This window comes from Pseudomonas sp. 10-1B (assembly GCF_000935045.1).
GTDB lineage: Bacteria > Pseudomonadota > Gammaproteobacteria > Pseudomonadales > Pseudomonadaceae > Aquipseudomonas.
Window position 1 is genome coordinate 21623 of record NZ_JYKS01000039.1, and the last position, 24695, is coordinate 46317.

The window sequence follows — 24695 nt, forward strand, 5'->3', positions numbered from 1 at the left end:
CGGCTAGCCTTGAAAGTTTCCGATTCATGACGGGAGCTTTTCCATGTACGCACGTCGTGATGTCCTACGCGCGGGTGCCGCTTTGGGTTTGCTGGCCGCGAGTCCTTGGTTGCACGCCGCAGCACCGGCGGGTTTGCTGACCCGCAAAGTACCGTCCACTGGGGAAGCGTTGCCAGTGATCGGTGCCGGTACGTCCGGCAGTTTCGAGGTGCAAGCCGGCTCGGCCCAGTATCAGCAGCTGAAAACAGTGCTGAAGGCGTTCTTCGAAGGCGGGGGCAGGGTCATCGACACCTCGCCCAATTACGGTGGCGCCGACAGCATTCTCGGCCAGTTGCTGGAAGAGGGCGGCTGGCACCGGCAGTGTTTCATCGCCACCAAGATCGCCGCCGACAGCCGGGCCGCCGCCGAAGCGCAATGGGCCGGCAGCCTCGAGAGCCTGCGCACCGACAAGGTCGACTTGCTGCAAATCCACAACCTGCGCGACTGGCAGACCCAGTTGCCGTATGCCCGCGAGCTGAAGCAGCAGGGCAAGACCCGCTATGTCGGCATCACCCATTACCTGAACAGCGGCCAGGACGAGGTCGCCCGCATCGTTCGCAGCGAGCCTCTGGACTTCATCCAGATCAACTACTCGGTCAACGCACCTCATGCCGCCCGCGAACTGTTGCCGCTGTGCCAGGACAAGGGCGTTGCCGTGCTGATCAACCGGGCCTTCGACGATGGGCGCCTGTTCGCCAGGGTCAAGGACCAGGCCTTGCCCGGCTGGGCGGCAGAGGCGGGCATCGACAGCTGGGCGCAGCTGTTTCTCAAGTTCGCCATCAGCCACCCGGCGGTGACCACGGTCATACCCGCGACCAGCCGGCCCGAGCGCCAGCTTGACCAGCTCAAGGCCGGGCATGAACCGATGCTTACCCAGGCGCAGCAACAGGCGCTGATCAAGCAGTTTGCCTGACATCATGGCGGCTTGGCGGCGGCGCCTGGACCAAGGCCTGAACATCCAACCCGGCGAAGGGCCGGCGGTGCTCGGCGGGTTGTTGCTGTTCTACCTGTTGTTCAGCGGTTACTTCATGCTGCGCCCGGTGCGCGAAACCATGGGCGTCGCCGGTGGTGTGGAAAACCTGCAATGGCTGTTCACCGGCACCTTCATCGCCACCCTGGCCTGCCTGCCGCTGTTCGGCTGGCTGGCCTCCAAGGTGCAGCGCAGGCATATCCTGCCGTGGACCTATGGCTTCTTTGCCAGCAACCTGTGGCTGTTCGCCGTGCTTTTTGCCCGTGACCCGGACGAGGTGTGGACCGCCCGGGCCTTCTACATCTGGTTGTCGGTGTTCAACCTGCTGACCATATCGCTGGCCTGGAGTGTGCTCGCCGACCTGTTTTCCACCGCGCAGGGCAAGCGGCTATTCGGCCTGCTGGCCGCCGGGGCCAGCCTTGGCGGGCTCAGCGGCCCCGTCCTTGGCACAGTGCTGGTGGCACCGCTGGGCCATGCCGGGCTGCTGGTGCTTGTCGGTGCATTTCTGCTTGGCAGCATCGGCGCGACGCTGTTCCTGCAACGCTGGCGAGCGCGCCACCCGCTACCCGCGCAGGTCGAGCGCGCGGATTCCCGGCCATTGGGCGGCAACCCGTTCGCTGGCGCCACCGCCGTGTTGCGCTCGCCCTATCTACTGGGCATTGCCCTGTTCGTGGTGCTGCTGGCCAGCGTCAGTACCTTTCTGTATTTCGAGCAGGCGCGCATCATCAGCGAAACGTTTACCGATCGCACCCGGCAAACCCAGGTGTTCGGCCTCATCGACAGCGTGGTGCAGGCCCTGGCCATCCTGACCCAGGTGTTCCTCACCGGGCGCCTGGCTCGCCGGCTGGGCGTTGGTGTGTTGCTGGTGGCGGTGCCGCTGGTGATGGCCGTGGGGTTCCTGTGGCTGGCCCTGGCGCCGGTGTTCGCCGTGTTCGTGGTGGTGATGGTGGTGCGCCGGGCCGGTGAGTACGCGCTGGTCAGGCCGGGGCGTGAGATGCTGTTCACGGTGTTGCCCGCCGAGGACAAGTACAAGGCCAAGAACTTCATCGACACGGTGGTCTACCGCGGCGGCGATGCCTTGAGCGGCTGGGTCAAGCGGGCGCTGGACGTGCTGGGCGAGCATCCGCAACTGGCGATGTCGATCGGTGCGCTGATTGCCTTGGGCTGGGCCGGGACCGGTGGCTGGCTGGGCCGGCGCCAAGCCAGGCTGGAGAACCCGCCGCGCGACTGACAGGCGCACCAAATATGGCCCCGCCGCTTATTTAATGCCACCGGTCCGAACCCTTCGCAATAAAACGAATCTCGCGATAGAGCCGAACTCCGAACCTGTGTACGGCACACCGCCGTGCATCCCGAAGTCATATGAGGTTTGCGACCATGGCCAACAAAGACAACAGCCGTACCGGCAATCAACAAGGCAGCCAGGGCGGTAACAAAAACCCGGGCAACTTTGCCAATGACCGTGAGAAGGCTTCCGAAGCCGGACGCAAGGGCGGCCAGTCCTCGGGCAGCAACATGCCGCACGATCGCGAGTCGGGCCGCAAAGGTGGCCGCTCGTAATTGACCGACCCGCAGTGCCGGGGCGACCTGGCACTGCGAATCAGCGAAAAGGGGGATACCCTATGCGACTGACACCTCTGCTACTCCTGTTGGGTTCGCTGACCTTGGTAGGCGGCTGTTTCGACCGTGACAACGACCACCCGGCCAAGGACGCCGACCCCAGCAAACCTTCGCTGCAGATGCAGCAGCCCGATACCAAGCCGGCGCCGCAACCTGCGCCCGATCCCGAGCCAATGCCCGGCCAGAAACCGAGCCAGTAAGCGCACGAGGAACATGGCATGACGGTGATGAATCGCAAGACCGCGGCAATTGCACCGCTGACTACCGGGTGCGTCAGCCTGCAACAGCGCTACCAGGCCCTGCTGGCAGGCCCGGATGAGAGCAGCGCCACCTGGCTTGACGAGCAACTGGCGCGTGCCGGGAACCTGCTGGATGACTTGCCTGACACACCGTCGCAACTGCCGGCCTGGAGTGCGCGACAGGCTGCTCAGGTCGCCGAGGCCTACGCCGGCTACCTTGCCCAGCGCCGCCAGGGCGCGCCACGCCGTTTCTTTGCCAACCGCGCCCAGGCGCTGTGGTTCCTGCAGCAGGTGGCACCGACCAAAGCCGTGGATGGCGCCTGGCTGCACGGCGCCTTGCAGCATTGGCGCGACCCACGCTACCACGGGTTGATCCGCACCTATCTGGAAGAACTCGGCAACGGCGACCCGCGCTGCAATCATGTGCTGATCTACCAGCGCCTGCTTAGCCGCCTGGGTTGCCTGGAAGGCATGCAACTGGAGGACCAGCGCTACCTGCAAGGCACCCTGCAACTGGCCCTGGGGCAACATTGCGACGCCTACCTGCCGGAGGTAGTCGGCTATAACCTCGGCTACGAGCAACCACCGCTGCACCTGCTGATCACCACCTACGAACTGGCTGAGCTGGGCATCGACGGCCAGTACTTTCAGTTACATGTAACCATCGATAACGCCGCCAGCGGCCACGCCCATCTGTCGGTGCAGGCGTTGCGCCAGCTGTGTGCCCCACACGACGAGCAGGCGTTCTACGCACGGGTGCGGCGCGGCTATCGCCTGAATAGCCTGGGTATCGCTGCCCCCGACCTGATCCGCCAGTTCGACCTGCAGGCCGAACTGCTCGCCGCCCTCGAGCGCAAGCGTGTCTACGGCCAGTTCATGCATGCCGACCATTGCCGCGTGCAACAGCGCACCATCAATCAATGGCTCGCCGAACCCGGCGCCATGCCCGCGTTTGTCGCAGCGCTGCAGGCCCAGGGCTGGATCCGCCGCGGCCAGGAGCCGGCGCAAAGCCGCTGGTGGAAGTTGATCGACGGGCCATCGGCGGCCATGTTCGGCGTGTTCAATGCTTATGAGAAACAGCTTTGGCATGACTGGATCGCCGATGATTGGCAGGCGCCCATCCGCCGCGTCGTACCCGGCAGCTGGGGGCTGCCCGAGGCTACGGAGGAGCAACCGGGCACGACGCAGCATGAGCCCCCGGCGGCACTGATCGAACGCATGGCCGGCAACCGCCATGCCACCCCCGACGGATTGTCGGCCACCCGCGCCTTCATCCATGCAACCGGGCTGCTTCAGGAGGAACCCCGCTGATGATGCTTGCCCCAGAACAGATCGAGGCCGACCAGGCGCTGCTGCAACTGGGCCAGCGCCTGCGCGCTGATGGTTACCGCTTTACCTGCGTCACGCCGGCTACCCATGCCCGCAACAACGCCCGCGAGGGCGCCGAACAGGCCAGGACGCTGCGTGATGTGTTCGGCTGGAGCCGGCCTTTCGCGCCTTCGCTGGTTTCGGTCGACCAGTTGCGGCTACTCGAACGTGCGCAGGTGCTGGTGCCACATGGCGAGTTGCTGACCAGCGCGGTACGCTGGTCCAGCCTGGACGAACTGCTGCTGGTGCATTCGGCGTTTCCCACCGACGCCCGCGATGCAGTGTTCTTCGGCCCCGACAGCTACCGCTTTGCCCAGGTTATCCACGAGCACCTGCAACACAGCCCCACGCGGGTCGAGCATGCGGTCGATATCGGTTGTGGCAGCGGTGTGGGCGCCTTGCTGATCGCCCGGGCAGCGCAGCATGCGCAAGTCAGCGCGGTGGACATCAACCCCCTGGCGCTACGCTATACCGCGATCAATGCCGCCCTGGCAGGGGTCAGCAACGTTTCCGTCGAGCCCAGTGACCTGCTGGACGGCATCACCGGCACGTTCGACCTGATCGTCGCCAACCCGCCCTACATGCTGGACCGCAGTGCACGCACCTACCGCCACGGCGGTGGGGAGCTGGGCGCCGAACTGTCCCTGCGCATCGTCGAACAAGCCCGCGAGCGCCTGGGCCGGCGCGGTACCTTGCTGTTGTACACCGGCGTGGCGATCGTCGAAGGCCGCGATGCCCTGCTCGAGGCCATCCGCCTGCGCCTGGCGGGCCCGGAGTGGTCCTGGGTGTACCGGGAAGTCGACCCGGACGTATTTGGCGAACAGCTTGCCGAACCGGGCTACGCGCAGGTCGAGCGCATCGCCGCCGTAGCGCTTACCGTCACCCGCAACAGTTGAGCCGGCATGGCCTGGCCCTGCACGTTCGGCATCGAGGAAGAATACCTGCTGGTGAACCTGGGCTCGGGGCAGGTGGCGGCCACACCAGTGCCCGCCGTGATCGGGCGCTGCAGAGAAACCTTGGGCAGGCATTTTGCCCAAGAGATGTTCCGCAGCCAGATCGAAGTGGCCTCGCCGGTATTCACCCACCTGTACCAGGCACGCGAGTTCTTCCAGCACAGCCGGCAGCAGCTGCGCGCCACACTGGCCGAGGAGGGGATGGGCCTGTATGGCGCAGGGAGCCACCCCAACGCCGCCTGGTTGCGGCAGAAACCCGCGGCCTCGGCGCATTACCGGCAACTGTTCGATGATTACCGGTATGTCGCACAGCGCAGCTTGCTCAACGGCCTGCACGTACACGTAGGCGTGCCGCCGGGTTGTGACCGCATGCAACTGATCAACCGCGTGCTGGGTTGGCTACCCCTGCTGCTGGTACTCAGTACCTCCTCGCCATTGTGGGCGGGCCAGCCAACCGGCTACATGAGCTACAGACGGGTGATTTGCGGCGAGTGGCCGCACATGGGGCTACCCGAACCCTTGCCCGACTGGGCTGCCTATGAACGCTACCGCGCGCTCTTGCAGCGCACCGGTTCATTGGCCGCGGATGGCGACTTCTGGTGGGCGATCCGGCCTTCGCGGCGCTTCCCGACGGTGGAGCTGCGCATCTGCGATGCCTGCCCACGACTGGATGACGCCCTGTGCATCGCCGCGTTGTTTCGCCACCTGGTGGAGCACAGCATCACCCACCGCCGTGCCCCTGCGCCCTGCAACCGCGAGCTGCGTTGGGTAACCCAGGAAAACTACTGGCGCGCCATGCGCCACGGGCGTCAAGCTCAGTTCATCGGCATGCATGAGCAGCAGTTGGTCACGGCCGCAGGCTGGCTGGCCCAGTTGCAGGAGCAACTACCGCTCGACACCGTGGACGCCGAGCGCGCCTACTGTCATGCACAACGCCTGCTGCAGGAAGGCACCCATGCAGACCAGCAACTGCAATGCCTGGCGCAAGCCAGCGCGGCGGGGCTGAGCAAGGCGCAGGCGTTGCTGGCCGTGGTGGCCGCGGGGGCTTGCAATTAGCCGGGGTTGGCCGAAAATGGCCGCGCCCCCTCGCAGCCACTCGGAAACACCTGCCCCATGATGCTGATCAAGCAGTTCCCTGATATTTCCCTGGATGACACGCTGTTCGTCTTCGCCCTCGAAGCTGAAGCCGGCGATGTCTTCGCTGGCCTGCACAGCGTGTTCACCGGCATCGGCAAGGTCAATGCGGCCATCGCCCTGAGCAAGGCCATTGCCACGCGCAGGCCCAGGCTGATCGTCAACCTTGGCTCGGCCGGTAGCCAGCGCCATGGCAAGGGTGAGGTGGTGTGTTGCACCCGCTTCGTCCAACGCGACATGGACGTGACGCCATTGGGCTTCGCCCGCTACGAGACGCCTTTGTCGGATATCCCGGTGGTGCTGGAGCATGGGGCGCAAATTCCGGGCCTGGCCGTGGAAACCTGCGGCAGTGGCGACAGCTTCGAGATCAATCACGGCGACGCGCCTTACGATGTGGTCGACATGGAAGCCTACGTGCTCGCGTTGATCGCACGCAGCGAAGGTATTCCGTTCGTGTGCCTGAAGTACATTTCCGACGATGCCGGCAGCGACGCGGCGGGGGATTGGGCGGTACAGGTGCACCTGGCGGCCGAGGCGTTCAAGCGGGTGCTGTTCAGCGATCAGCCAGCCGTAGAGCAGGGCAGCTAAACCTTCGCAGCCCGGCGCAGTCACTTAGGATATTGGCAGGCAACCTCGGAGTACGGTCATGGCTCGGGCAATCTGGAAAGGCGCCATCAGTTTTGGTCTCGTGCATATCCCCGTAGCCCTCAATACCGCCGTGCGCACCGAGCGTGTGGATTTCGACTGGCTCGACAAACGCAGCATGGAGCCGGTGGGCTACAAGCGAGTGAACAAGGTCACCGGCAAGGAGATCGACAAGGAAAACATCGTCAAAGGGGTGGAGTACGAAAAAGGCCGCTACGTGGTGATCAGCGAGGAAGAAATCCGCAAGGCTCGGCCTGAAGCGACCCAGACCATCGATATTTTTTCGTTCGTCGACGCCGGCGAAATCCCGCTGCAGCATTTCGACACGCCGTACTACCTCAGCCCGGACCGGCGCGGTGGCAAGGTCTATGCGTTGCTGCGTGAAACCCTGGCCAGCACCGGCAAAGTGGCGCTGGCCACGGTGGTGTTGCACACCCGCCAGCACCTGGCCTTGCTACGGCCGCTGGACGAGGCCCTGGTCATGATCACCCTGCGCTGGCCGGAAGAGGTGCGAGGGCTGGAAACCCTCGAACTGGACAGCAGCGTCACCGAAGTCAAGGTGGACAAGCGCGAACTGGACATGGCCAAGCGGCTGGTCGAGGACATGAGCGGCGCCTGGAACCCTGACGAATATCATGATGCCTTCCGCCAGACCATTCTTGACCTGGTTGAAGAGAAGGCCAGCAAGGGCAAGATCGAGACGGTGGAGAAGGGCGACGCGGCTGGCGCGGAAAAAGGCGCGGATATCATCGACCTGACCGAGCTGCTCAAGCGCAGCCTGGGTGGCAAGGGGGTAGCGGCTGGCAAGAAAAAACCAGCCAAACGTACCCGCAAGGCTTCGTAACGCTTGCAGTCGACAGTGGTCCCTGTGACTGAAGCGGCCCGCCCCACCATCTTAACCCAAGGCCATGCGCTATCCCTTGTGGGAGCCCGGCTTGCCGGCGATGGGCCAGGACAGACAACACAGTACAGGCGGCGAGTGCTCTGGTAAAAACTTGAGAGTGCCGGGGCTGCTTTGCAGCCCATCGCCGGCAAGCCAGCTCCCACAGGTACAGCGTAGGGCTTGAGACCTGCACTGTTCCTGTGGGAGCCCGGCTTGCCGGCGATAGGGCCAGGACAGACAACACAGTAGAGGCGGCGGGTGCTCGGTAAAAATTTGAGAGTGCCGGGGCTGCTTTGCAGCCCATCGCCGGCAAGCCAGCTCCCACAGGTACCGCGAAAAGCTTGAGGTCTGCACTGTTCCTGTGGGAGCCCGGCTTGCCAGCGATGGGCCAGGACAGACAACACAGTACAGGCGGCGGGTGCTCGGTAAAAACTTGAGAGTGCCGGGGCTGCTTTGCAGCCCATCGCCGGCAAGCCAGCTCCCACAGGGACCGCGAAAGGCTTGAGGTCTGCACTGTTCCTGTGGGAGCCCGGCTTGCCGGCGATGGGCCGCAAAGCGGCCCCATCAGAGAATTGCCTCCAGACCCGCCAGGTAATCCCCAAACCCCTCCCGCGCGCGGCTGTCACGCCGGCTGCTGGTCGCCACGCTGTGGCGGGCGGTCCAGCTGATCGGCACGCCCAGCGCTTCCAGGTCACGAACCAGTTGCACATCTTCGTGCGCCGCCAACGGCCGGAAACCGCCGATTCGCTGATACGCCTGGGCACTGACGCCCAGGTTGGCCCCGTGGATGTGACGGTGCCCTTCACGCGCTTGGTAACGACTCAGGTACAACTGGCGCAATGCTGCCGTGTGCCAGGGCTGCCAACGCTGCACATGCACAGTGCCACACACCACATCAGTGCCGCAGGCCAGCTGCGAAACCAGCCAATGCGGGGGCACCTGGCTGTCGGCATCGGTGCAGGCCAGCCAACTGGCCCCTCGCTCGATGCCCCAGGCTGCGCCGGCTCGGCGGGCTTCGCCGACATTGCCAGCCTGGACTTCCAAGGTATGAACACCATGGCGCCTGGCAACGGCCCCGCTGCCATCCGTGCAGCGGTCCAGCACAACCAAGATTTCCACCTGATGGCCCGACTGCATGGCCTGCCGGGCCGCCTCGGTGACCGAGCTGAGGCACCGCCCCAGGCGTCGAACTTCGTTATGGGCGGGAATGACCACGGCGATCATAAGCAGGTCTCGTCCAGGTCGACCACGCAGGGTTGGCAGGACCAGTATGCCAATGCAAAGTCCGCCTCCTCATGCTGAAACTGGGGATACAGCGGCAGGTGCCGGGCCAGCATGCGGTGCACTTCGCGCCCATCCTGCGGGCAACCGACGATGGGATGCTTCCAGTGGCAAGCCAGTAGCCCGCCGTCGTAGCTAAGGCTGGCCACCGCTCGCTCGATAACCTGCAGCCAGTCGCCAGGGTCGAGGTAGTAACCCACTTCGCTGAGCACGATCAGGTCGAAGCGCCCATCCGGCCAGCCCGCCGGGAGCCGGGCCAGTTCCACACGGGCATTGCGCAAGCCAGCCAGACGTTGTCGGGCCAGGCCCACGGCGGTGGGGTCCAGGTCCTGGCACAGCAGTTCAGCGCAGCGTTCGGCCAGCAGGGCGCTGAGTTCACCATTGGCACAGGCCGGTTCGAACACCCGCTGGTAGCACTGGCGTGGCAGGCTTGCCATCAGCAGCTCGCGCTTGCGCTTCTCGTACCAGCGGGTACGGAAGGCCCAGGGATCTTCGTTGGTGGCGTACAGGTCGGCGAAATACTGTGCGTCGAGGCTCATGACAACTCCATCTACAGGAACACCAGTTCGAAAGGTTGCAGCAGGCAATCGAGTAAATCGGTACGCAGAACCGGCAGGTTGTGCCCGTCCGGTTCCAGCTGGCTGGCGTGGGCGGCCAGGGCTTTGCGCTTGCGCGCCAGGCCAGGCTCGTCCAGCTGCAAGCGGTGCGCGCGCGGCCATGGCAGGCGAGGATCGTCCGCTTGCGCCCAGTGCCAGGCCCATATGGGCACTTCCGCCAGTTGCACCCGGCGGGCCAGCGCTGCCTGCGCCGCAGCGCGCCCGACCGCCTCGTGGTCGCAATGGCCATCGCCACGCCAGGTCGTCATCAGCAAGTCACCAGGGCGCAGCAGCTGCGTGAGATGGCTGACCAGGAACGCTTCTTCCCGCGGTAGCTGGCCGTCCTTGAGGTTGAGCCTGCGCCAGTCCAGGCGCTTGAGGTCCAGGTCCAGCTGTTGCAAGGCCAGACGGCTTTCTTGCGGGCGCTGGTGGCGCAGGCGGTGCTCGGTCCAGTGGCTGGAACCGGGGTGGCTACCTTCGCCATCGGTGGCAGAAATCAGCAGCAGGTCCTGTTCACGGCCCTTGAACCCCGTCAGAAGGCCGCCAGCCATGAGGATTTCGTCATCCGGGTGTGGCGCGATCAAGACCAGGCGCCGGCCAGGAGGGCAGAGCTGGCGCGGGTCCAGCCAGGTGGCGCGGGCGAGGTGCGCAGACTGCTGCCACGCCGACCAGGGTGTGCCGCGGCTGGACTGGATCAGGTCCTCGCTCATAGCTGCCACGCGCCGGCCGGGACTTGTGCCGACTGCTGGCCCAATACTGCCAGGTCACGTTCGGCGTGGCTCTGGCGCAAGAACACCGGCAGGTCGGCGCTTAGCCGGGCGAAGTGGCTGCTGCGGCAGAACGGCGTGGCGCCCAGCGCCCGCCCCACATGGCTGATCACCTGCTCGACGGCTTGCTCTACCTGCGCCCGGGTACGCCGTACTTCGAAACTGGCGTCTGCCCCGGGTTGTTGGTCGATCCAGGCGGCGCATTCGCGCAGTGCCGCCCGCGCGCCGTACAACGCCGCATCCACTGCGCCAAGGTGGGCATCGGCGTGCGGGTCGGGACGCGGATGGCGGCAATGTTCGCGCAGGTAATCGGCGAGGGCCTCGGCCGCGCCGTACCAGCAGGCGGCAATGCCTGCACCACCTTGCCAGAAGCCTGGGCGCGACAGGTACTGGCCCGGCTTGCCGATGAGCGTGCCTGGCGTGTCGTTCAATTCGACCTCGACACTGGCGGTAGTGGCCATGCCAACCGCTTGCCAATGCTCGATGCTCAGCCCTTGGCTCGGTTGCGACAGCTCGATCGCGACCAGTTGCGGCCGATCGTCCTGGTCCCAGGCAGTGATCAGCGCCCGGTCGATCTGCAGGGCACCTGAACACCAGGCCTTGCGACCGCTCAGACGCACCTGCGCACCGTCGCGCGCAGAGATATGAGCGCGCGCATCGGGCGGTTCGGCAGCCCATACGCCCCAAATACCCTCGGCGGCATGATGCGCGGCACCACATTCGGCCAGAATCGCCAAGGCATCGGTATGGCCCTCGTACAGCTTGGCCAGCGCCAGGTCGCACCCGGCCACCCGGGCCAGGGTCTGCCAGCGCCGCAAGGTATTGCCTTGCCCCGGCAGTGGCAACAGGTCGAGGTGGTCGGCTTGCAGCGCCTGGATCAACTGGGGCAGTTGGGTGTCGAGGTTGAGCGGTTGGGGCCGTTCGCCGAAGGTGCGTAACAGCCGGTCGAGGTGGGTCAGGTGAAAGTCCTGTACGATGCTCATGGGCGGGTCTCCCTAGCCATGTCCGTCCGATGCGGTGCCATCACTTCAGCCCAAGCTGCTTGCGCATGCGGGCAGTGATGGACTGCCGTGTCTTGCCCATAGCGGCCCAAGGGTCGTCGACTTCCGCCAGGCGCTGGTGCACGTTGGCGATGTTCCACTGGTTGGCCCCCTTGAGCTGGGCCAGCTCCTCGCGCCAGATCGGCACCGAAACGGGCAAGCCTTCGCGTGCCCGCAGCGAATAGGCGCACACCGTGGTGGCACCTTTGCCGTTGCGCAAGTAGTCGATGAAGATCCGCCCGACGCGGTTCTTTGGCCCGGATACAGCGCTCAAGCGGTCGGGGAACAGCTTGGCCAGGTAGGTGACGATGGCGTGGCTGAAGTCCTTCACTTCGTCCCAGCCGGCGCGCCGGGTCAACGGCACCACCACATGCATGCCCTTGCCACCGCTGGTTTTCAAAAATACCTTCAGGCCCAACTCATCGAGCAGGGTCAGCGTCAGTTGGGTCGCCTCCAGCATGGCTTTCCAGGGCAGGGCGGGGTCGGGATCGAGGTCCAGGACAAAACGGTCGGGTTTGTCGAAATCCTTGTCGGTAGCGTTCCAGGTGTGCAGCTCGAGCATGTTCATCTGGACAGCGCCCAGCAGTGTATCCGGGCGGTTTATGACCATCGCCGCCTGGCCTGCCTCGGCCTTTGCATAGCTGAGCACGTTGGCTATGTGCAGTTGCCCTGCATTTTTCTGGAAGAACAGCTCACCCGCCAGGCCGTCTGGGGCGCGTACCAACGCTACCGGGCGGTCTTTGAGTTGCGGCAGGATCCATTGGCTGAGGTCGGCGTAATACTCGGCCACCTCACGCTTGGTGATGCCACTGCTGGCGTCGATGACGCGCTCGGGATGGGTCAGGCGCAAGTCACCGAAGTTTTCCGCTGCCTTGGCTGGTTTGCTTTTGGGCACGGTGTTGCCGGGCATGGCACGCTCCAGGTCGATGGCGCTGGCGGGTTTGTCGTCGCGCAGGCCATGGAACACCGCGTGACGAACCACGCCGTCACGGGTCATCTGCGCATAGGCGACTTCGGCCAGCAAGTGTGGCTTGAGCCAATGCACGCCCCGCGCTTCTGCCCCGGTTGGCGGCTTGGGCAGGGCGGGCTTGGCAACTTCGAGCGGTTCGAGCCGCGCATGGATGCTGGCCAGGGTGGTGCTGCTGAAGCCGGTACCCACCTTGCCGGCATAGCGCAGCGCGCCGCTGTCGTGGTCATGCAAGGCGAGCAAAAGTGCGCCAAAACCGCTGCGGCTGCCCTTGGGGTCGGTGTAGCCGACGATCACGAACTCCTGGCGTTGCTTGCACTTGAGCTTGACCCAGTCGGCACTTCGCCGCCCCAGGTAGGGGCTATCCACGCGTTTACCGATCAGGCCCTCCAGCTTTAGGCGGCAGGCGCTGTCCAGCAGCGACTCGACCGGCTGGTCGAAGTCGGCGGAGAATTTCAGGTTGTCCGCCTGGTTGTGCTCCAGGAGCCGGCGCAGGGCTTCGCGCCGGTCCTGTAGCGCCACCTGGCGCAGGTCATGGCCACCGAGGAAAAGCAGGTCGAAAAGGTAGTAGGTAATCTGCTCGTCATGCTCGGTATCGAAGGCATTCTGCAGGGCCTGGAAATCGGCCACGCCGTGTTCGTCGTTGACCACCATCTCGCCATCCAACCAGGCGGAATCGACGCCCAGTTCGCGCAAGGCAGCGAGGTGGCCAGGCATCTTGGCGCTCCAGTCATGGCCGTTGCGGGTGAACAGGCGTATGTCATCGCCGTCGATCCGGGCCAGGATGCGGTAACCGTCGAACTTCACCTCGTACCGCCAGTCTCCGCTGGGTAGCGAGTCGACCAGTGTGGCCAGTTGAGGCTGCAGCAGGTCGGGTAATGCCGCCTTCTTGCCAGTAGCGGAGCGCTTGCGGGGTGCGGGCTTTGCCTTCACTGCGCCGAGCTTGGGCACCAGAGTGCGGTCACTCAGGACACTATCGGGCTGCGCTTCGAGAATGTTGTATTCGCTTTCGCTGCGGGCCTGGCCATCGTCGGACTTGACCAGCATCCACTGTTCCTTCTTGCCGGCCAGGCGCGTACGGAACAGGTTCCACATGCCGCCGAGCTTTTCGCCTTGCAGGCGGAAACGCAGCTTGCCCTTGGCATAGGCTTGCTGCGCATCGCCTTCGGGTTCCCAGATCCCCCTGTCCCAGACGATTACATCGCCTGCACCGTAGTGGCCCTCGGGGATATGGCCTTCGAAGTTGGCGTAATCCAGCGGGTGATCCTCCACATGCACGGCCAGGCGCCGTACCTTGGGGTCCAGCGACGGGCCCTTGGGGATCGCCCAGCTTTTCAGGGTGCCGTCGAGTTCCAGGCGAAAGTCGTAGTGCAGGTGGCTGGCGTCGTGCTTCTGGATACAGAACTGCAGTGCATGGGCCCGCTTGCCACGGCGGCCCTGGCCGCTGGGCTCGGGCGTGGCATTGAAGTCGCGCTTGCGCGCATATTCCTGCAGGGGCTTGGCCATGGCGGGCTCCGGGCGGTTCGCAGTCTCTAAGCTGGGAGGCAGCGGCCGGTGCGGGAGTTCAAAAAATCGACGATCTCCCAGGCTGAAAAACTCTGAATTTTCCGCCGCTGTGCGTAGTCGACCGATTGAATCCACCTGACGGAGAACGCATATGGCCAGAGCAGATGAACCGAAGCCATACACCCCAAGCGAAATCGACGACACCGAAGACCGCATGGGCAGTGTCCATGAGCTGGACTTCGACGAGCGTCTGGATGAGCGCGAGGGGCGGGTAGGGGATGAGCGGCCGGCCGCGGACGTCGCCCGGGAGTTCCCGCCCCGGCGCGTGGCCGAGAGCGGCATGACCGGGGGCGAAGCGCTGAGCGACAGCCAACATGAGGATAATGTCACCTACGACGACCTGAGCCCGGACACTTTGCTGGACGAAACCGGAGCCCGCGACCCGCACGAACCGGGCGGTAGCGGTGGCCCGGCGGACAAGACCCTGCGACGGGTGGATGCCGATGAGATCGGCGGTGGCATAGGCTTGGACGAAGCTGAACTGGCCCGTTCCGCGCCACTGGATGGCGAGCCGTGGACGGACGACGTGATCGATGAAGAGGGGAGCAAACCATGAACGAACTGCGTTGTGCCTGTGCCAATTGTTCCTGCACCGTGGATGCCAATGCCCTGCAACTGGAGGGCAAGGTGTATTGCTGCGAGGCCTGTGCCCGCGGGCACCGTAATGGCGAGCCGTGCCGGATGAGCGATTGCCATTGTGCTGAGGCGGCAAAACCTGCTGAAAGCGCGGTGGACAATGCGCTGGATGAGACTTTTCCGGCCAGTGACCCGATTTCACCTTGATCGTTGTGCGGCAGGCGGTCCCGCGAAGAATCCAACTCGGTGGATGGCACCGGCTTTGCCGGTGTTCGCGGGCATGCCCGCTCCCACGGGTATGGCGCGAGGCCGAAACCTGCACAGTATCTGTGGGAGCGGGCGAGCCCGCGAAGAATCCAGCGCGGTGGATGGCACCGGCTTTGCCGGTGTTCGCGGGCATGCCCGCTCCCACAGGTATGACGCGAGGCCGAAACCTGCACTGCTCCTGTGGAGGGTCAGTGGGTCTGCCAGATACCGTTGTTGCGCTCGCAATCGGTGCGGGCCTGGCCGAGGCTGGGGGTGTCGTAGTAGTAGGTGATCACCCGCGCATCCTTGGGCAACGCCGGGCTATCGCCGCCGATGGCCTTGGGGTTGGCCAACGCCTCCTGGGTCAACGGTGCGATACAGCTGCCGACGCTGCCGTCCGCGCAGCGCGCTACCTCGTGCTTTTCGCTGTTGAGCATATCCTTGCTTTCGTTGCTGCACGACCAGTTGATCGCTTCGGCGGGCAGGTTACTGTAGCTGTAGCAGGTGTGCTGCTCCACCGGTTTGACCGCCTCGCTGGAGGAGCGGGTCAGCACGTCGCAGGCTTTGCCCAGTACTTGGCCACTAGCCAGGCTGGCAAGCATCAAGATCAACACTGACTTCAAGACGGGGACACGCATTTGCCACCTCCCGGGCCAGGGGCCCTTGCAAGGTCTAGGCTGGCTTGTCGCGCTGGCGCATGGCCTTGGCGCGTTTTTCCAGGATCAGGTAGGAGACCACCGCCAGCAGCAGCGGCACCAGGTAGTACAGTGTGCGATAGCCCAGCAGCGCCGCCACCAGTGCGCCCTGGGCAAGCTGCCCGTGTAGCAGGGCCAGGAACACGGTTTCCAGTACGCCTAGGCCGGCCGGGATATGCGCCACCACACCCGCCACGCAGCTGATCAACAGGATGCCGAGTATCGACGGGTAGAAGGCTGGGCCAGGCAGCAGCCAGAAGATCAGCAGTGCCATCAGTGCCCAATTGCTGGCACCGAGTGCCACCTGGCACAGGGCCAGGCGCAGCGACGGCAGGGTGACTTCATGCTCGCGCCAGCGCCAGGTGCGCTTTTTGGCGAAACCACAGGCCAGCAGGTAGCCCACGGCAATGGCCAGCAACAGCAGGCCGATCAGTTGCAAGCCGGTGGCGCCTACCGCCCAGCTGCTGGGCAGTTCGACCAGGCGCAAGGCGAACAACGTGCCGGCCAGCAGCATGTAGCCCATCCAGTTGGTCAGCAGGCCCAGGGTAAGGATGCGCGTGATCGTCGCCGCATCCAGGCCCAGGCGGCTGTACAGCCGGTAACGCAAGGCGACGCCACCCACCCAGGTGGTGAAATTGAGGTTGAAGGCGTAGCACACGAAGGCCACCGGCAATACCTGCCGGGCCGGCAGGTGGTGGCCGGTGTAGGCGCGTGCCAGCAGATCATAGCTGGCGAACGTCAGGTAGCTGCACAAGGCAAGTGCTAGGCCGACGGCCAGGGTACCGGGCTTATAGGCCAGCAACGACTGGCGCACCTCGTTCCAGTCGAGGTTGCGTACCAGCAGGTACAGCAGCGCAGGGACCAGGATCAGGAACAACAGGGTGAACAGGCGCTTGGCCCAGGTTTGCCAACGTTTTCGGTCCATCAGGTCTTGCCCTCGTGAAAGCCACCCTGGGTTTCGACTTCCGGCTGCACGGAGCGCAAACGCTGGCGGTGCGCCGGGAACCAGCCGGCAATACGCGGGAAATGACGGATGACGTGGAAGCAGACGAAGATCAGCGGTGCCCGCCACCAGTAACCACGGACCATGCGTTCCAGGGTGACCGGCTTGCACTGCTCGCTGGCCAAGGCCTGCAGATGCTGGTTGAGCTGCTGGTTGAAGGCCCGATCGCGGATGAACAGGTTGGCCTCCAGGTTGAACGACAGGCTCAGCGGGTCCAGGTTGCTTGAGCCGACGGTGGCCCACTGCTCGTCCACCAGTGCCACCTTGCCGTGCAAGGGCCGCTGACAGTACTCGTGAATGACCACGCCGTCGCGCAGCAGGTAGTTGTAAAGCAGCCGCGACAGCGCCCGGACCCAGCGCATGTCTGGCTGGCCCTGCAGGATCAGCCGCACCTGCACACCTCGCCGGGCAGCATTGCGCAACTCACGCATCAACCGGTAGCCCGGGAAGAAATAGGCGTTTGCCACCACGATTCGCTGCTTGGCACTGCGAAACGCCTGCAAGTAGTGGGCTTCGATATCGGTACTGCGCAGCCCGTTGTCGCGCTCGACCAGCACAGCACTGCTGGCCCCGGCAGGTTCGGTCAGCGGGCGTACCGCACTGGGCGGCTGCAGCACCGGCGACATCAGCCGCTTGCTGGCGGCATGCACCTGCGCCACTACCGGGCCGGTGACTTCGACGGCGTAGTCCTGCTTGGCCATCGCACCAAAGTCGCCAAGGTGGTCGGCACTGTAGTTGATGCCGCCAATGAATGCGCGCTCACCGTCGACCACCACGATCTTGCGGTGCAGGCGCCGAAACAGGTTGGTGCGCATGCCCACCAACCGGGGCTGCGGGTCGAATGCGTGGAAGCTGACCCCGGCATCGGTCATGGCGGCAATGAACGGCGCAGGCAGGTCAGCGGTACCGTAACCGTCCACGACCACCTCGACGCGCACGCCCCGGTGCGCGGCATCGATCAATACCTGCTGCAATTGCTGGCCAACCTTGTCATCGAAGATGATGAAGGTTTCCAGCAGGATTTCTTCCCGTGCCTGGGCCATGGCCTCGAATACACGGGGGTAGTATTGCTCGCCATTGATCAGCAACTGCACGCGGTTGCCGTCTACCCAAGGTCGGTTCACAGGTTGATCTCCGCGGCCAAGGGGGCATGGTCGGACAGGTGCGACCAGGGGTACTTCGACAGCACCTGGGCATCGCCGGGCATGGCGTTGCGCAAATAGATGCGGTCCAGGCGCAACAGCGGCAGGCGGGCCGGAAAACTGCGCGCCGGGACACCGAAATGCTCGCCGAAGGCCTCGATCAGGTGTTCGCTCAGCACGGCGTCGGCCTTCAGCCGCCAATCGTTGAAATCGCCGGCAATGATCACCGGCGCCTTGGGCGGCAGGCTATCGAGCAGCTCCAGCAGCAGCCTGACCTGGCTCTGCCGGTGGGCTTCGCGCAGGCCCAAGTGCACGCACACCGCATGTACCTGCTCATGGCCCGGCACCTCCAGTTGGCAATGCAGCAGGCCGCGCTGCTCGTTGCCCTGCACCGAGACGTCCAGGTTGTTGAAGCTGCTGATGGGGAATTTCGACAACAGGGCATTGCCGTGGTCGCCATGGGGATACACGGCATTGCGGCCATAAGCGAACTGTGGCCACATGCTGTCGGCGAGGAACTCGTATTGCGGCGTTTCCGGCCAGGCTGGATGGCGCAGGGCATGCTGTTGGTGGTTGCCATGCACCTCCTGAAGAAACACCAGGTCGGCGCCAGTGGCACGCACGGCCTCACGCAACTCGGGCAGGATGAAGCGCCGGTTGAACAAGGTGAAGCCCTTGTGCACGTTCAGCGTCAGTACATTGAGCCGGCGTACGGCGGTGACCTTGTCGATGATGCAGTGCGGGGCGGGCAAGGTCCTGTTCACAGGGCCACCTCCGGCACCACGCCCGGCTCGGTCATCAGTTCGTGGTCCAGCGACAGCTTCTGCAACAGGCGCCGGGCATCGTAGGGCGCGTGCACTTTCTGGTCGTTGTCGAAGTAGCAGTAGACATCGCGGGTCGCGCGGCGTGGTGGCGGGCCCTGAACGATCAATTGGGCGTCCTCGGGCTGGCTGCCTTGGCTCCAGTGCAGGATCCGCTGCTTCCAACGCCGCAACGCCTGCGCCGTGTAGCCACTGCTGTACAGCTCGACGTCGCCATGCAGGCGCATGTAGACGAAATCGGCGGTAACGTCCTCGACATAAGGCCATTTCCCGGCACTGTCGGACACCACCAGCGCCACGCGGTGTTTGCGCAGCAGCTTGATGAACGCTTCGCACCGGAAGCTTTCATGGCGTATTTCCACGGCATGGCGCAACCGAGCATTGCCATTGATATCGGTGCCGCCATTGCCCCGCAGGTACTGCGCACAACCTTGCGCGCATTCGCAGGCGGCCTTGCGGTTACGCGGCAGCAGTTCGAAGAACCGGGCGAAGCGGGCCTCGTCGAACTTCATGCTCGGTGGAAACTGCCACAGCAACGGCCCCAACTTCTTGCCGAGCAACAGCGGCCCCGAAGCGAAGAAGTTAGCCACGGGTTCTTCGATATCCTTGAGCCGGCGCACATGGGTGATGTAACGCGGGCCCTTGACCGCGAACACGAAGCCGTCCGGCGTTGCATCCCGCCAGCCCCGGTAGCGTTCGGGCGTTTGCAGGCTGTAGAACGAACCGTTGATCTCGATGCTGTTGACCGCCCGCGAGGCAAACGCCAGTTCGTCATCCTGGCGTAGGCCTTTGGGGTAGAAATCCTTGCGCCAGGGGCCGTAGCGCCAGCCGGAAATACCGATGCGGATATCGCTCACACTGCGTTCCTCATTGCCGGGTCCTTGTTCGGTCGCACTCGCTCTGAAAGTGCGACTGAAGAAAACCGGCCAGGGTTCAGCGCGATTGACCAACGGGACGCGGGTAATGACGCGTTGAACTTTGCGGCCGATGACGTTTCCACCGGATAGCGGCTTATGAGGACGGGCGTCGGAGGCAAGCATGGCCAGACATATCATCCACTTCACCGGGCCGATCAACTCGTCGACCTGTGGCAACCTGATCAATACCTGCTCGCGGGCGATGCAGCAGGGGGCCGAAATTCTGCAACTGAACATCGCTACCATGGGCGGGGAGTGCAGCTACGGGTTCACCCTGTACAACTTCCTGCGGGCGCTACCCATCGAGGTGCATACCCACAACCTGGGCACGGTGGAGTCCATGGGCAATATCCTGTTCCTGGCTGGGGAGCGGCGCACGGCGTGCAGTTTCAGCAAGTTCCTGTTCCATCCGTTCCACTGGACCTTGCATGGCTCGGTGGACCATTCACGGATGGCCGAGTATGCGATGAGCCTGGATTATGACTTGCGGCTGTATGCGCAGATCGTGGCCGAGCGCACCGAGGGGGCGGTCGAGGTACTGGATGTGCCGCGGTACCTGATGGCGTATCCGCGGATACTGGGGCCGGCGGAAGCGCTCGAAAGCGGGATGATTCATGCCATTGACGAGATGCCGATCGAGGTGGAGGCGTCTCAGTGGAGCGTACATGCCTGAATGGTCGCGGTGGCTGTACTGGCCTATTCGCGGGCATGCCCGCTCCCACAGGTTCACCACATGTCTCAAGGCCTGTGCAGTACCTGTGGGAGCGGGCTTGCCCGCGAATAGGCCAGTACAGGCAAAGCAGGTCTACCGCACTGACGCCGCCGTTGCCCGGTCACAGGCCAGCAACGAACGGATCAACAGCTTGATCTCATCCTTGAGCACCGTCACCTGGTCCAGGTGGGCAAACCGGCAATCAGCAATTTCATGCAGCGCCTTGGGGTGTGGTGCATCGGCAAATTCCGCCTCGAACACGTAGTGCATGCGCTCCGGCGTTTCATGGCGCATCAGCAAGGTCAATGTCTCAGCTTGCAACCCGGTTTCTTCCAGCAGTTCGCGCTCTGCAGCCTGCAGCGGCGTCTCGCCGGGTTCGATCTTGCCGCCCGGCAGGGTCCAGGCAGCGTTGGGCTTTCTCACCCATAACCATTTATGGGTTTGCTTGCCATGCCGGCAGATGATGGTGGCGCGATGCTTGACTGGCTTCATTCAACCTCCTGGCCGAATCTTCTGTTCCATGAAGTTTCGGCCCCGGGCAGCGATGAACGTTGCGTTGAATATGACCAATGGTCAGTACGGCAGCGTGCCGCTCAAGGCCTCGATGGCCTCGACCAGCTCGTCATAGCCCACCGGCTTGTTCAGGTGCCGGTCGAAGCCCGACTGGCGCGACTTGTATTGATCGGCGCTGGCCCCGTAGCCGGTAAGGGCGATGGCGGGGGTATGGCGCAGGTGAACATGGGCGCGCAGGGCTTTGATCAATGCATGGCCGTCCATCACCGGCATGCCGATATCGGACAGAATGATGTCGTACTCTTCGCCGGCAGCGGCCTCCAGGGCTGCACGCGGCTGGCTGAAGGCACTGACGCTGGCGCTCTCCATTTCCAGCAGTTCCTGCATGACCTCCAGCACCTCGACGGAATCATCCACCAGCAACACGCGAATGCCGTTCAAGCGGCCCACGCTTGGCTGCTCCGTGCCCTGGGTGGCCTGCGGGTGCTGCACATCGCACAAGGGCAGGCAGACGGTGAAGGTGCAGCCCAGCCCAAGCCCTGGGGAGCTGGCGCGGACGCTACCGCCTTGGGCCTCGACCAGTTGCCGTACCAGCGACAGGCCTATACCCAGGCCCTCACGGCTGTGGTTGGCCAGCTGCGGCGAGGCTTGGCTGAACAGGTCGAAGATATGCTCCAGGCTGTCGTGGCTCAGGCCCACGCCGTGGTCGATCACCTGCAGGCGTGCCTGTTCTTCGTCGTGGCTCAGCACCAGGCGTATGTCACTGCCCGCCGGGCTGAACTTCAGTGCATTGTTCAGCAAGTTCCAGATGATCTGCTCCAGCCGGGTGACGTCGCCTTCGATCATCAACGGCAGCCCGTCGGCAGGCAGCTCCAGGCGTACCGTACAAGGGTGTTGCTCACTCAGGACCACGTCATGGATGCCCTGCAGGATGGTGCGCAGGTCTACCGCCTCGGTCTTGAGCTTGAGCTTGCCGGTGCGAATGCGCGCCACATCCAGCAGGTCATCGATGATCCGCGCCTGGCTGGTTACCGCCTCGCAGATGGTGCCGACGGCCTTGCTGGCTGCGCTGATGTTCTTGAGCGACGGCAAGCGGCGCAGGATTTCGGCATTCAGCTGGATCAGGTTGAGCGGGTGCTTGAGTTCGTGGGACATGACGGCGAAGAACTCGTCCTTCATGTGGCTGGTGTTCTGCGACTCGGCCAGCTGCTTGCTCAGGCGCTCTTCACCCAGGCGTACGCGTTCTTCGGCAGCGTGGCTGCTGCTGATATCGATGAAGGTCAGTACGGTGCCGTCGATTTTCTGCTCGCTGGAGCGGTAGGGCAGCAGGCGTGCCAGGTACCAGTGATCGTTCTGACCGCCGACCTCACGCTCGATGGTGGTTTCGCCCTGGGCCACGGCGCGGGCGTCGTCGGCCAGCGCCGGGTAATCCAGGCGGTGGGTGATATCGAGCAGGGCGCGGCCGATGTCGACCGGCAGTATGTTGAACAGGTCGGCGGCCCGCGGCGTGAACCAGCGGATATGCAGGTTGCGGTCGACGAACACCGTGGCGATCTCGGTGCAGGCGATGAGGTTGCTCAGATAGTCGTTGACCTTGTCGGTTTCCTCGACCTTGTTCTTGAGCTCGTAGTTGACCGTCAGCAGTTCCTCGTTGATCGACTGCAGCTCTTCCTTGCTGGTTTCCAGCTCTTCGCTGGCCGAGCGCAGCTCTTCGTTGATCGCCTGCATTTCTTCGTTGGAAGCGGTCAATTCCTCACTGGAAACTTCCGATTGCTCGATCGTCTCCTGCAGTAGCAGGCGCGTGCGCTGCAACTCCCGCTCGAGGTTGTGCAGGACCATGCTTTCGGTCTGGCGAATGACGCCAGGCAACGGCAGGGATGGGTCGGGCGCACGTTCCTCGAACACCACCAGCAGGCAGTCAATGCCACTGGGGTCGTCCTTGTAGGGCTGCACGGTGATTTCCACCTGCAGCTTGCGTTCGGTATCCACCTGTTCGACAGGGCGTGAGGTCACTGCTTCAGTACCCTGGCGCGCCTGGAACAGCGTGCTGCGCAGGGCCAGCCGCAGGCTTGGCAGCACCAGGTTGATCAGGTTGCGGCTTGGCTCGCCACCGGTCAGTTGCAAGAAACGGCCGACGCCTTCGCTCAGGTGCAGGATGTTGCCATCGACATCGACGATGAGGCTGGGCGACATGCGGCGCGACAGGGCGCGATGATGCAACTCGGCCAAGGACGGCTTGCGCCCGGGCTTGGCTTTGGCCAATTCCTGCAAGGATGTATTGGCAGCAGGCGTGCCGGGCAACTGGCGGCCAGAGCGGCGGCCTGCATTGCTGACATCGCGCGCGCGGAAAATGCGGTTGCGCTTGTCCACCGGGGTGAACAGTTCGGCGGCCACATCAGCCGATTCGGACGTGCCCAGGAACAGGTAGCCACCCGGGCGCAGGGCGAAATGGAACATCTGCAGGATGTCGCGCTGCACTTCGCGGTCCAGGTAGATCAGCAGGTTGCGGCAGACAACCAGGTCGATCTGCGAGAACGGCGGATCGGACAGCAGGTTGTGGCGGGCGAACAACACCTTCTCCCGCACCTCCTTGCGCACCCGGTAATGCTGGTCTTCCTTGACGAAGAACTGGCGCAGCCGGCTGGGCGGCACATCGGTGACGATGGCCTCGGAGTAGGAGCCAGCGCGGGCGATGCCGATCGCGCGCTCGTCCAGGTCGGTGGCGAACACCTGCACCTTGCGCGCCCCTTGCTCCAGAGCCAGTTGTTCGCAGACCAGCATGGCCAGGCTGTAGGCCTCTTCGCCGGTGGAACAGCCGGCCGACCAGACACGGATCTCGTCCGCGCCCTCGGCGGGGTCACGTTCGCAGGCCAGCTGCGGCAGCACATGGCGCTCCAGGGCCTCGAAGGCGTCACGGTCGCGGAAGAAGTTGGTCACGCCAATCAGCATGTCGGCCAGTAATGCCCTGGACTCCGCAGGGTGCTGCTCCAGGTAACGCAGGTAGCCCGTCAGGTCCGTTTGCCCGGTCACATGCAGGCGCCGCTCGATGCGCCGCAGCACGGTGGCGCGTTTGTAGTGTTGGAAGTCGTGGCCGGTGGTGCTGCGCAGTTGCAGGAGGATTTCTTCGAGCAGGGGCTCGGAGGCCTGGGCATCACCGGCGCGGGTGCCCAGGGCCGGTGGCAGGGTATCGTCCTCGATTTCGGGCAGCTTGACCTGGCGGGCATTGCGCCACAACTCCAGCAGTTTCTGTGGCATTTCCGCCGCTGGCAGCACCAGGTCAACCATACCGGTTGCAATCGCGGCGCGGGGCATGCTGTCGTACTGGGCGTCGTCTGGGGTTTGCACCAGGGTCACGCCGCCTTGCTCCTTGATCCGCGACAAACCCACGGCACCGTCGGCACCGGTGCCGGACAGCACCACGCAGAAGGCATGGTCCTTGTGCACGTCGGCCAAGTCACGGAAGAACAGGTCGATGGCCACGTGGTCACCACGGCGCCGGTTGGCTGGGGTCACACGCAGGTAGCCATCGTTGGTGGACAGGCGATTGGCCGGCGAAATCACGTAGATGTGGTTGCGCTCGATGGGCACCGGCTCGGTCACTTGGCGCACCGGCATGCGCGTGGTTTCCTGGATGATGCGGTCGGCCACGCTCTGGTGGTCGGGCGACAGGTGCAACACCACCACGAAGGCCATGCCGCAATCGCTGGGCATTTGCCGGAACAACGTACAGATCGCCTCCAGGCCGCCCGCCGAGGCACCGATGCCCACGACCGGGAAATCCAGATGGCTGGGACTGAGCGTGGGGTTCTGGGGCGATGCAGGTTGCTTGGAGGACGACTTCATGGACGGAGCCTTGTGCAGACCGTGACGTTCGGCCCGAAGCAGCAGCCGGGCGTATGTGGCTAATACCAGTCAGTTAAGCGATGGGGGCCGCTATGCGGCCCATCGCCGGCAAGCCGGGCTCCCACGGGAACAGTGCAGACCTCAAGCCTTTCGCGGTCC

The 24695-nt window shown here is 64.3% G+C and carries 23 protein-coding genes and 1 pseudogene; 12 read left to right on the plus strand and 12 right to left on the minus strand.

The window, feature by feature from the left end:
• Positions 1-43: 43 nt before the first annotated feature.
• From TZ03_RS20505 to TZ03_RS20545, 9 genes and pseudogenes are all read left to right on the plus strand, one after another.
• Positions 44-952: an aldo/keto reductase gene (locus tag TZ03_RS20505; protein WP_051100002.1), complete on the plus strand. Its 909-nt coding sequence runs from the start codon at positions 44-46 to the stop codon at positions 950-952.
• A 4-nt stretch (positions 953-956) separates the two neighbouring features.
• Complete coding sequence (locus TZ03_RS20510; protein WP_051100060.1) at positions 957-2240, plus strand: NTP/NDP exchange transporter; 1284 nt, start codon at positions 957-959, stop codon at positions 2238-2240.
• A gap of 203 nt (positions 2241-2443) precedes the next feature.
• A pseudogene (locus TZ03_RS20515) lies at positions 2444-2569 on the plus strand (general stress protein); the annotation flags it as partial.
• Between the two features lie 62 nt (positions 2570-2631).
• Positions 2632-2829, plus strand: a complete 198-nt coding sequence (locus tag TZ03_RS20520; RefSeq protein WP_051100004.1) for a hypothetical protein — start codon at positions 2632-2634, stop codon at positions 2827-2829.
• An 18-nt stretch (positions 2830-2847) separates the two neighbouring features.
• Positions 2848-4179, plus strand: coding sequence for an iron-containing redox enzyme family protein (locus TZ03_RS20525; protein ID WP_051100005.1), 1332 nt, complete (start codon positions 2848-2850; stop codon positions 4177-4179).
• Complete coding sequence (locus tag TZ03_RS20530) at positions 4179-5132, plus strand: methyltransferase (RefSeq protein ID WP_051100006.1); 954 nt, start codon at positions 4179-4181, stop codon at positions 5130-5132. Before TZ03_RS20525 ends, TZ03_RS20530 begins: the two co-directional genes overlap by 1 nt.
• Positions 5133-5138: 6 nt before the next feature.
• Positions 5139-6245, plus strand: a complete 1107-nt coding sequence (locus TZ03_RS20535) for a carboxylate-amine ligase (RefSeq protein ID WP_051100007.1) — start codon at positions 5139-5141, stop codon at positions 6243-6245.
• A gap of 57 nt (positions 6246-6302) precedes the next feature.
• Complete coding sequence (locus TZ03_RS20540) at positions 6303-6911, plus strand: nucleosidase (protein WP_051100008.1); 609 nt, start codon at positions 6303-6305, stop codon at positions 6909-6911.
• 58 nt (positions 6912-6969) lie between these two features.
• Positions 6970-7812, plus strand: coding sequence for a Ku protein (locus TZ03_RS20545; protein WP_051100009.1), 843 nt, complete (start codon positions 6970-6972; stop codon positions 7810-7812).
• A 603-nt stretch (positions 7813-8415) separates the two neighbouring features.
• Here the strand turns inward: TZ03_RS20545 and TZ03_RS20550 are convergent.
• Genes TZ03_RS20550 through ligD form a run of 5 tightly spaced genes read right to left on the minus strand, consistent with a single transcriptional unit; the run spans position 8416 to position 14008 of the window.
• Positions 8416-9075, minus strand: coding sequence for a glycosyltransferase (locus tag TZ03_RS20550; RefSeq protein WP_051100010.1), 660 nt, complete (start codon positions 9073-9075; stop codon positions 8416-8418).
• Positions 9072-9671 carry a class I SAM-dependent methyltransferase gene (locus TZ03_RS20555; protein WP_051100011.1) on the minus strand — a complete coding sequence of 200 codons (600 nt, stop codon included), beginning with the start codon at positions 9669-9671 and terminating at the stop codon, positions 9072-9074. The genes TZ03_RS20550 and TZ03_RS20555 overlap by 4 nt, the downstream gene beginning before the upstream one ends.
• Before the next feature lie 11 nt (positions 9672-9682).
• Positions 9683-10438 carry a PIG-L deacetylase family protein gene (locus tag TZ03_RS20560; protein ID WP_051100012.1) on the minus strand — a complete coding sequence of 252 codons (756 nt, stop codon included), beginning with the start codon at positions 10436-10438 and terminating at the stop codon, positions 9683-9685.
• A complete protein-coding gene (locus tag TZ03_RS20565; protein ID WP_051100013.1) occupies positions 10435-11478 on the minus strand; it encodes an acyl-CoA dehydrogenase family protein in 1044 nt (347 codons plus the stop codon). Before TZ03_RS20565 ends, TZ03_RS20560 begins: the two co-directional genes overlap by 4 nt.
• Before the next feature lie 40 nt (positions 11479-11518).
• Complete coding sequence (ligD, locus tag TZ03_RS20570; protein ID WP_051100014.1) at positions 11519-14008, minus strand: DNA ligase D; 2490 nt, start codon at positions 14006-14008, stop codon at positions 11519-11521.
• A gap of 151 nt (positions 14009-14159) precedes the next feature.
• Here ligD and TZ03_RS20575 point away from each other — a divergent pair, with 151 nt between their 5' ends.
• Together TZ03_RS20575 and TZ03_RS29075 are read left to right on the plus strand one after the other, a co-directional pair.
• Complete coding sequence (locus tag TZ03_RS20575) at positions 14160-14624, plus strand: hypothetical protein (protein WP_051100015.1); 465 nt, start codon at positions 14160-14162, stop codon at positions 14622-14624.
• Positions 14621-14851, plus strand: coding sequence for a metallothionein (locus tag TZ03_RS29075; RefSeq protein WP_082056677.1), 231 nt, complete (start codon positions 14621-14623; stop codon positions 14849-14851). Before TZ03_RS20575 ends, TZ03_RS29075 begins: the two co-directional genes overlap by 4 nt.
• Before the next feature lie 248 nt (positions 14852-15099).
• Here TZ03_RS29075 and TZ03_RS20580 read toward each other — a convergent pair whose 3' ends face one another.
• The 5 genes from TZ03_RS20580 to TZ03_RS20600 are packed head-to-tail and all read right to left on the minus strand — an operon-like array spanning position 15100 to position 19408.
• A complete protein-coding gene (locus tag TZ03_RS20580; protein ID WP_051100016.1) occupies positions 15100-15528 on the minus strand; it encodes a hypothetical protein in 429 nt (142 codons plus the stop codon).
• 34 nt (positions 15529-15562) lie between these two features.
• Positions 15563-16510 (minus strand): lysylphosphatidylglycerol synthase domain-containing protein, encoded by a 948-nt coding sequence (locus TZ03_RS20585; protein ID WP_051100017.1) that lies wholly within the window; start codon positions 16508-16510, stop codon positions 15563-15565.
• The gene (gene clsB / locus TZ03_RS20590) at positions 16510-17712 is read right to left on the minus strand and encodes a cardiolipin synthase ClsB (protein ID WP_051100018.1); all 1203 of its coding nucleotides are present in this window, start codon (positions 17710-17712) and stop codon (positions 16510-16512) included. Before clsB ends, TZ03_RS20585 begins: the two co-directional genes overlap by 1 nt.
• Positions 17709-18494: an endonuclease/exonuclease/phosphatase family protein gene (locus tag TZ03_RS20595; RefSeq protein WP_051100019.1), complete on the minus strand. Its 786-nt coding sequence runs from the start codon at positions 18492-18494 to the stop codon at positions 17709-17711. The genes clsB and TZ03_RS20595 overlap by 4 nt, the downstream gene beginning before the upstream one ends.
• Positions 18491-19408 carry a DUF72 domain-containing protein gene (locus tag TZ03_RS20600; protein WP_051100020.1) on the minus strand — a complete coding sequence of 306 codons (918 nt, stop codon included), beginning with the start codon at positions 19406-19408 and terminating at the stop codon, positions 18491-18493. Before TZ03_RS20600 ends, TZ03_RS20595 begins: the two co-directional genes overlap by 4 nt.
• A 181-nt stretch (positions 19409-19589) precedes the next feature.
• Between TZ03_RS20600 and TZ03_RS20605 the strand changes: the two genes are divergently transcribed.
• Entirely contained in the window at positions 19590-20141 is a 552-nt protein-coding gene (locus tag TZ03_RS20605; RefSeq protein ID WP_051100021.1) for an ATP-dependent Clp protease proteolytic subunit, read from the plus strand.
• Positions 20142-20273: 132 nt separating this feature from the next.
• On the opposite strand, the gene TZ03_RS20610 is transcribed toward TZ03_RS20605, so the two are convergent.
• Positions 20274-20672 (minus strand): NUDIX hydrolase, encoded by a 399-nt coding sequence (locus tag TZ03_RS20610; protein WP_051100022.1) that lies wholly within the window; start codon positions 20670-20672, stop codon positions 20274-20276.
• A gap of 81 nt (positions 20673-20753) precedes the next feature.
• On the minus strand, positions 20754-24536 hold the full coding sequence (locus TZ03_RS20615) for a CheR family methyltransferase (RefSeq protein WP_051100023.1): 3783 nt from the start codon (positions 24534-24536) through the stop codon (positions 20754-20756).
• Positions 24537-24695: the final 159 nt, after the last annotated feature.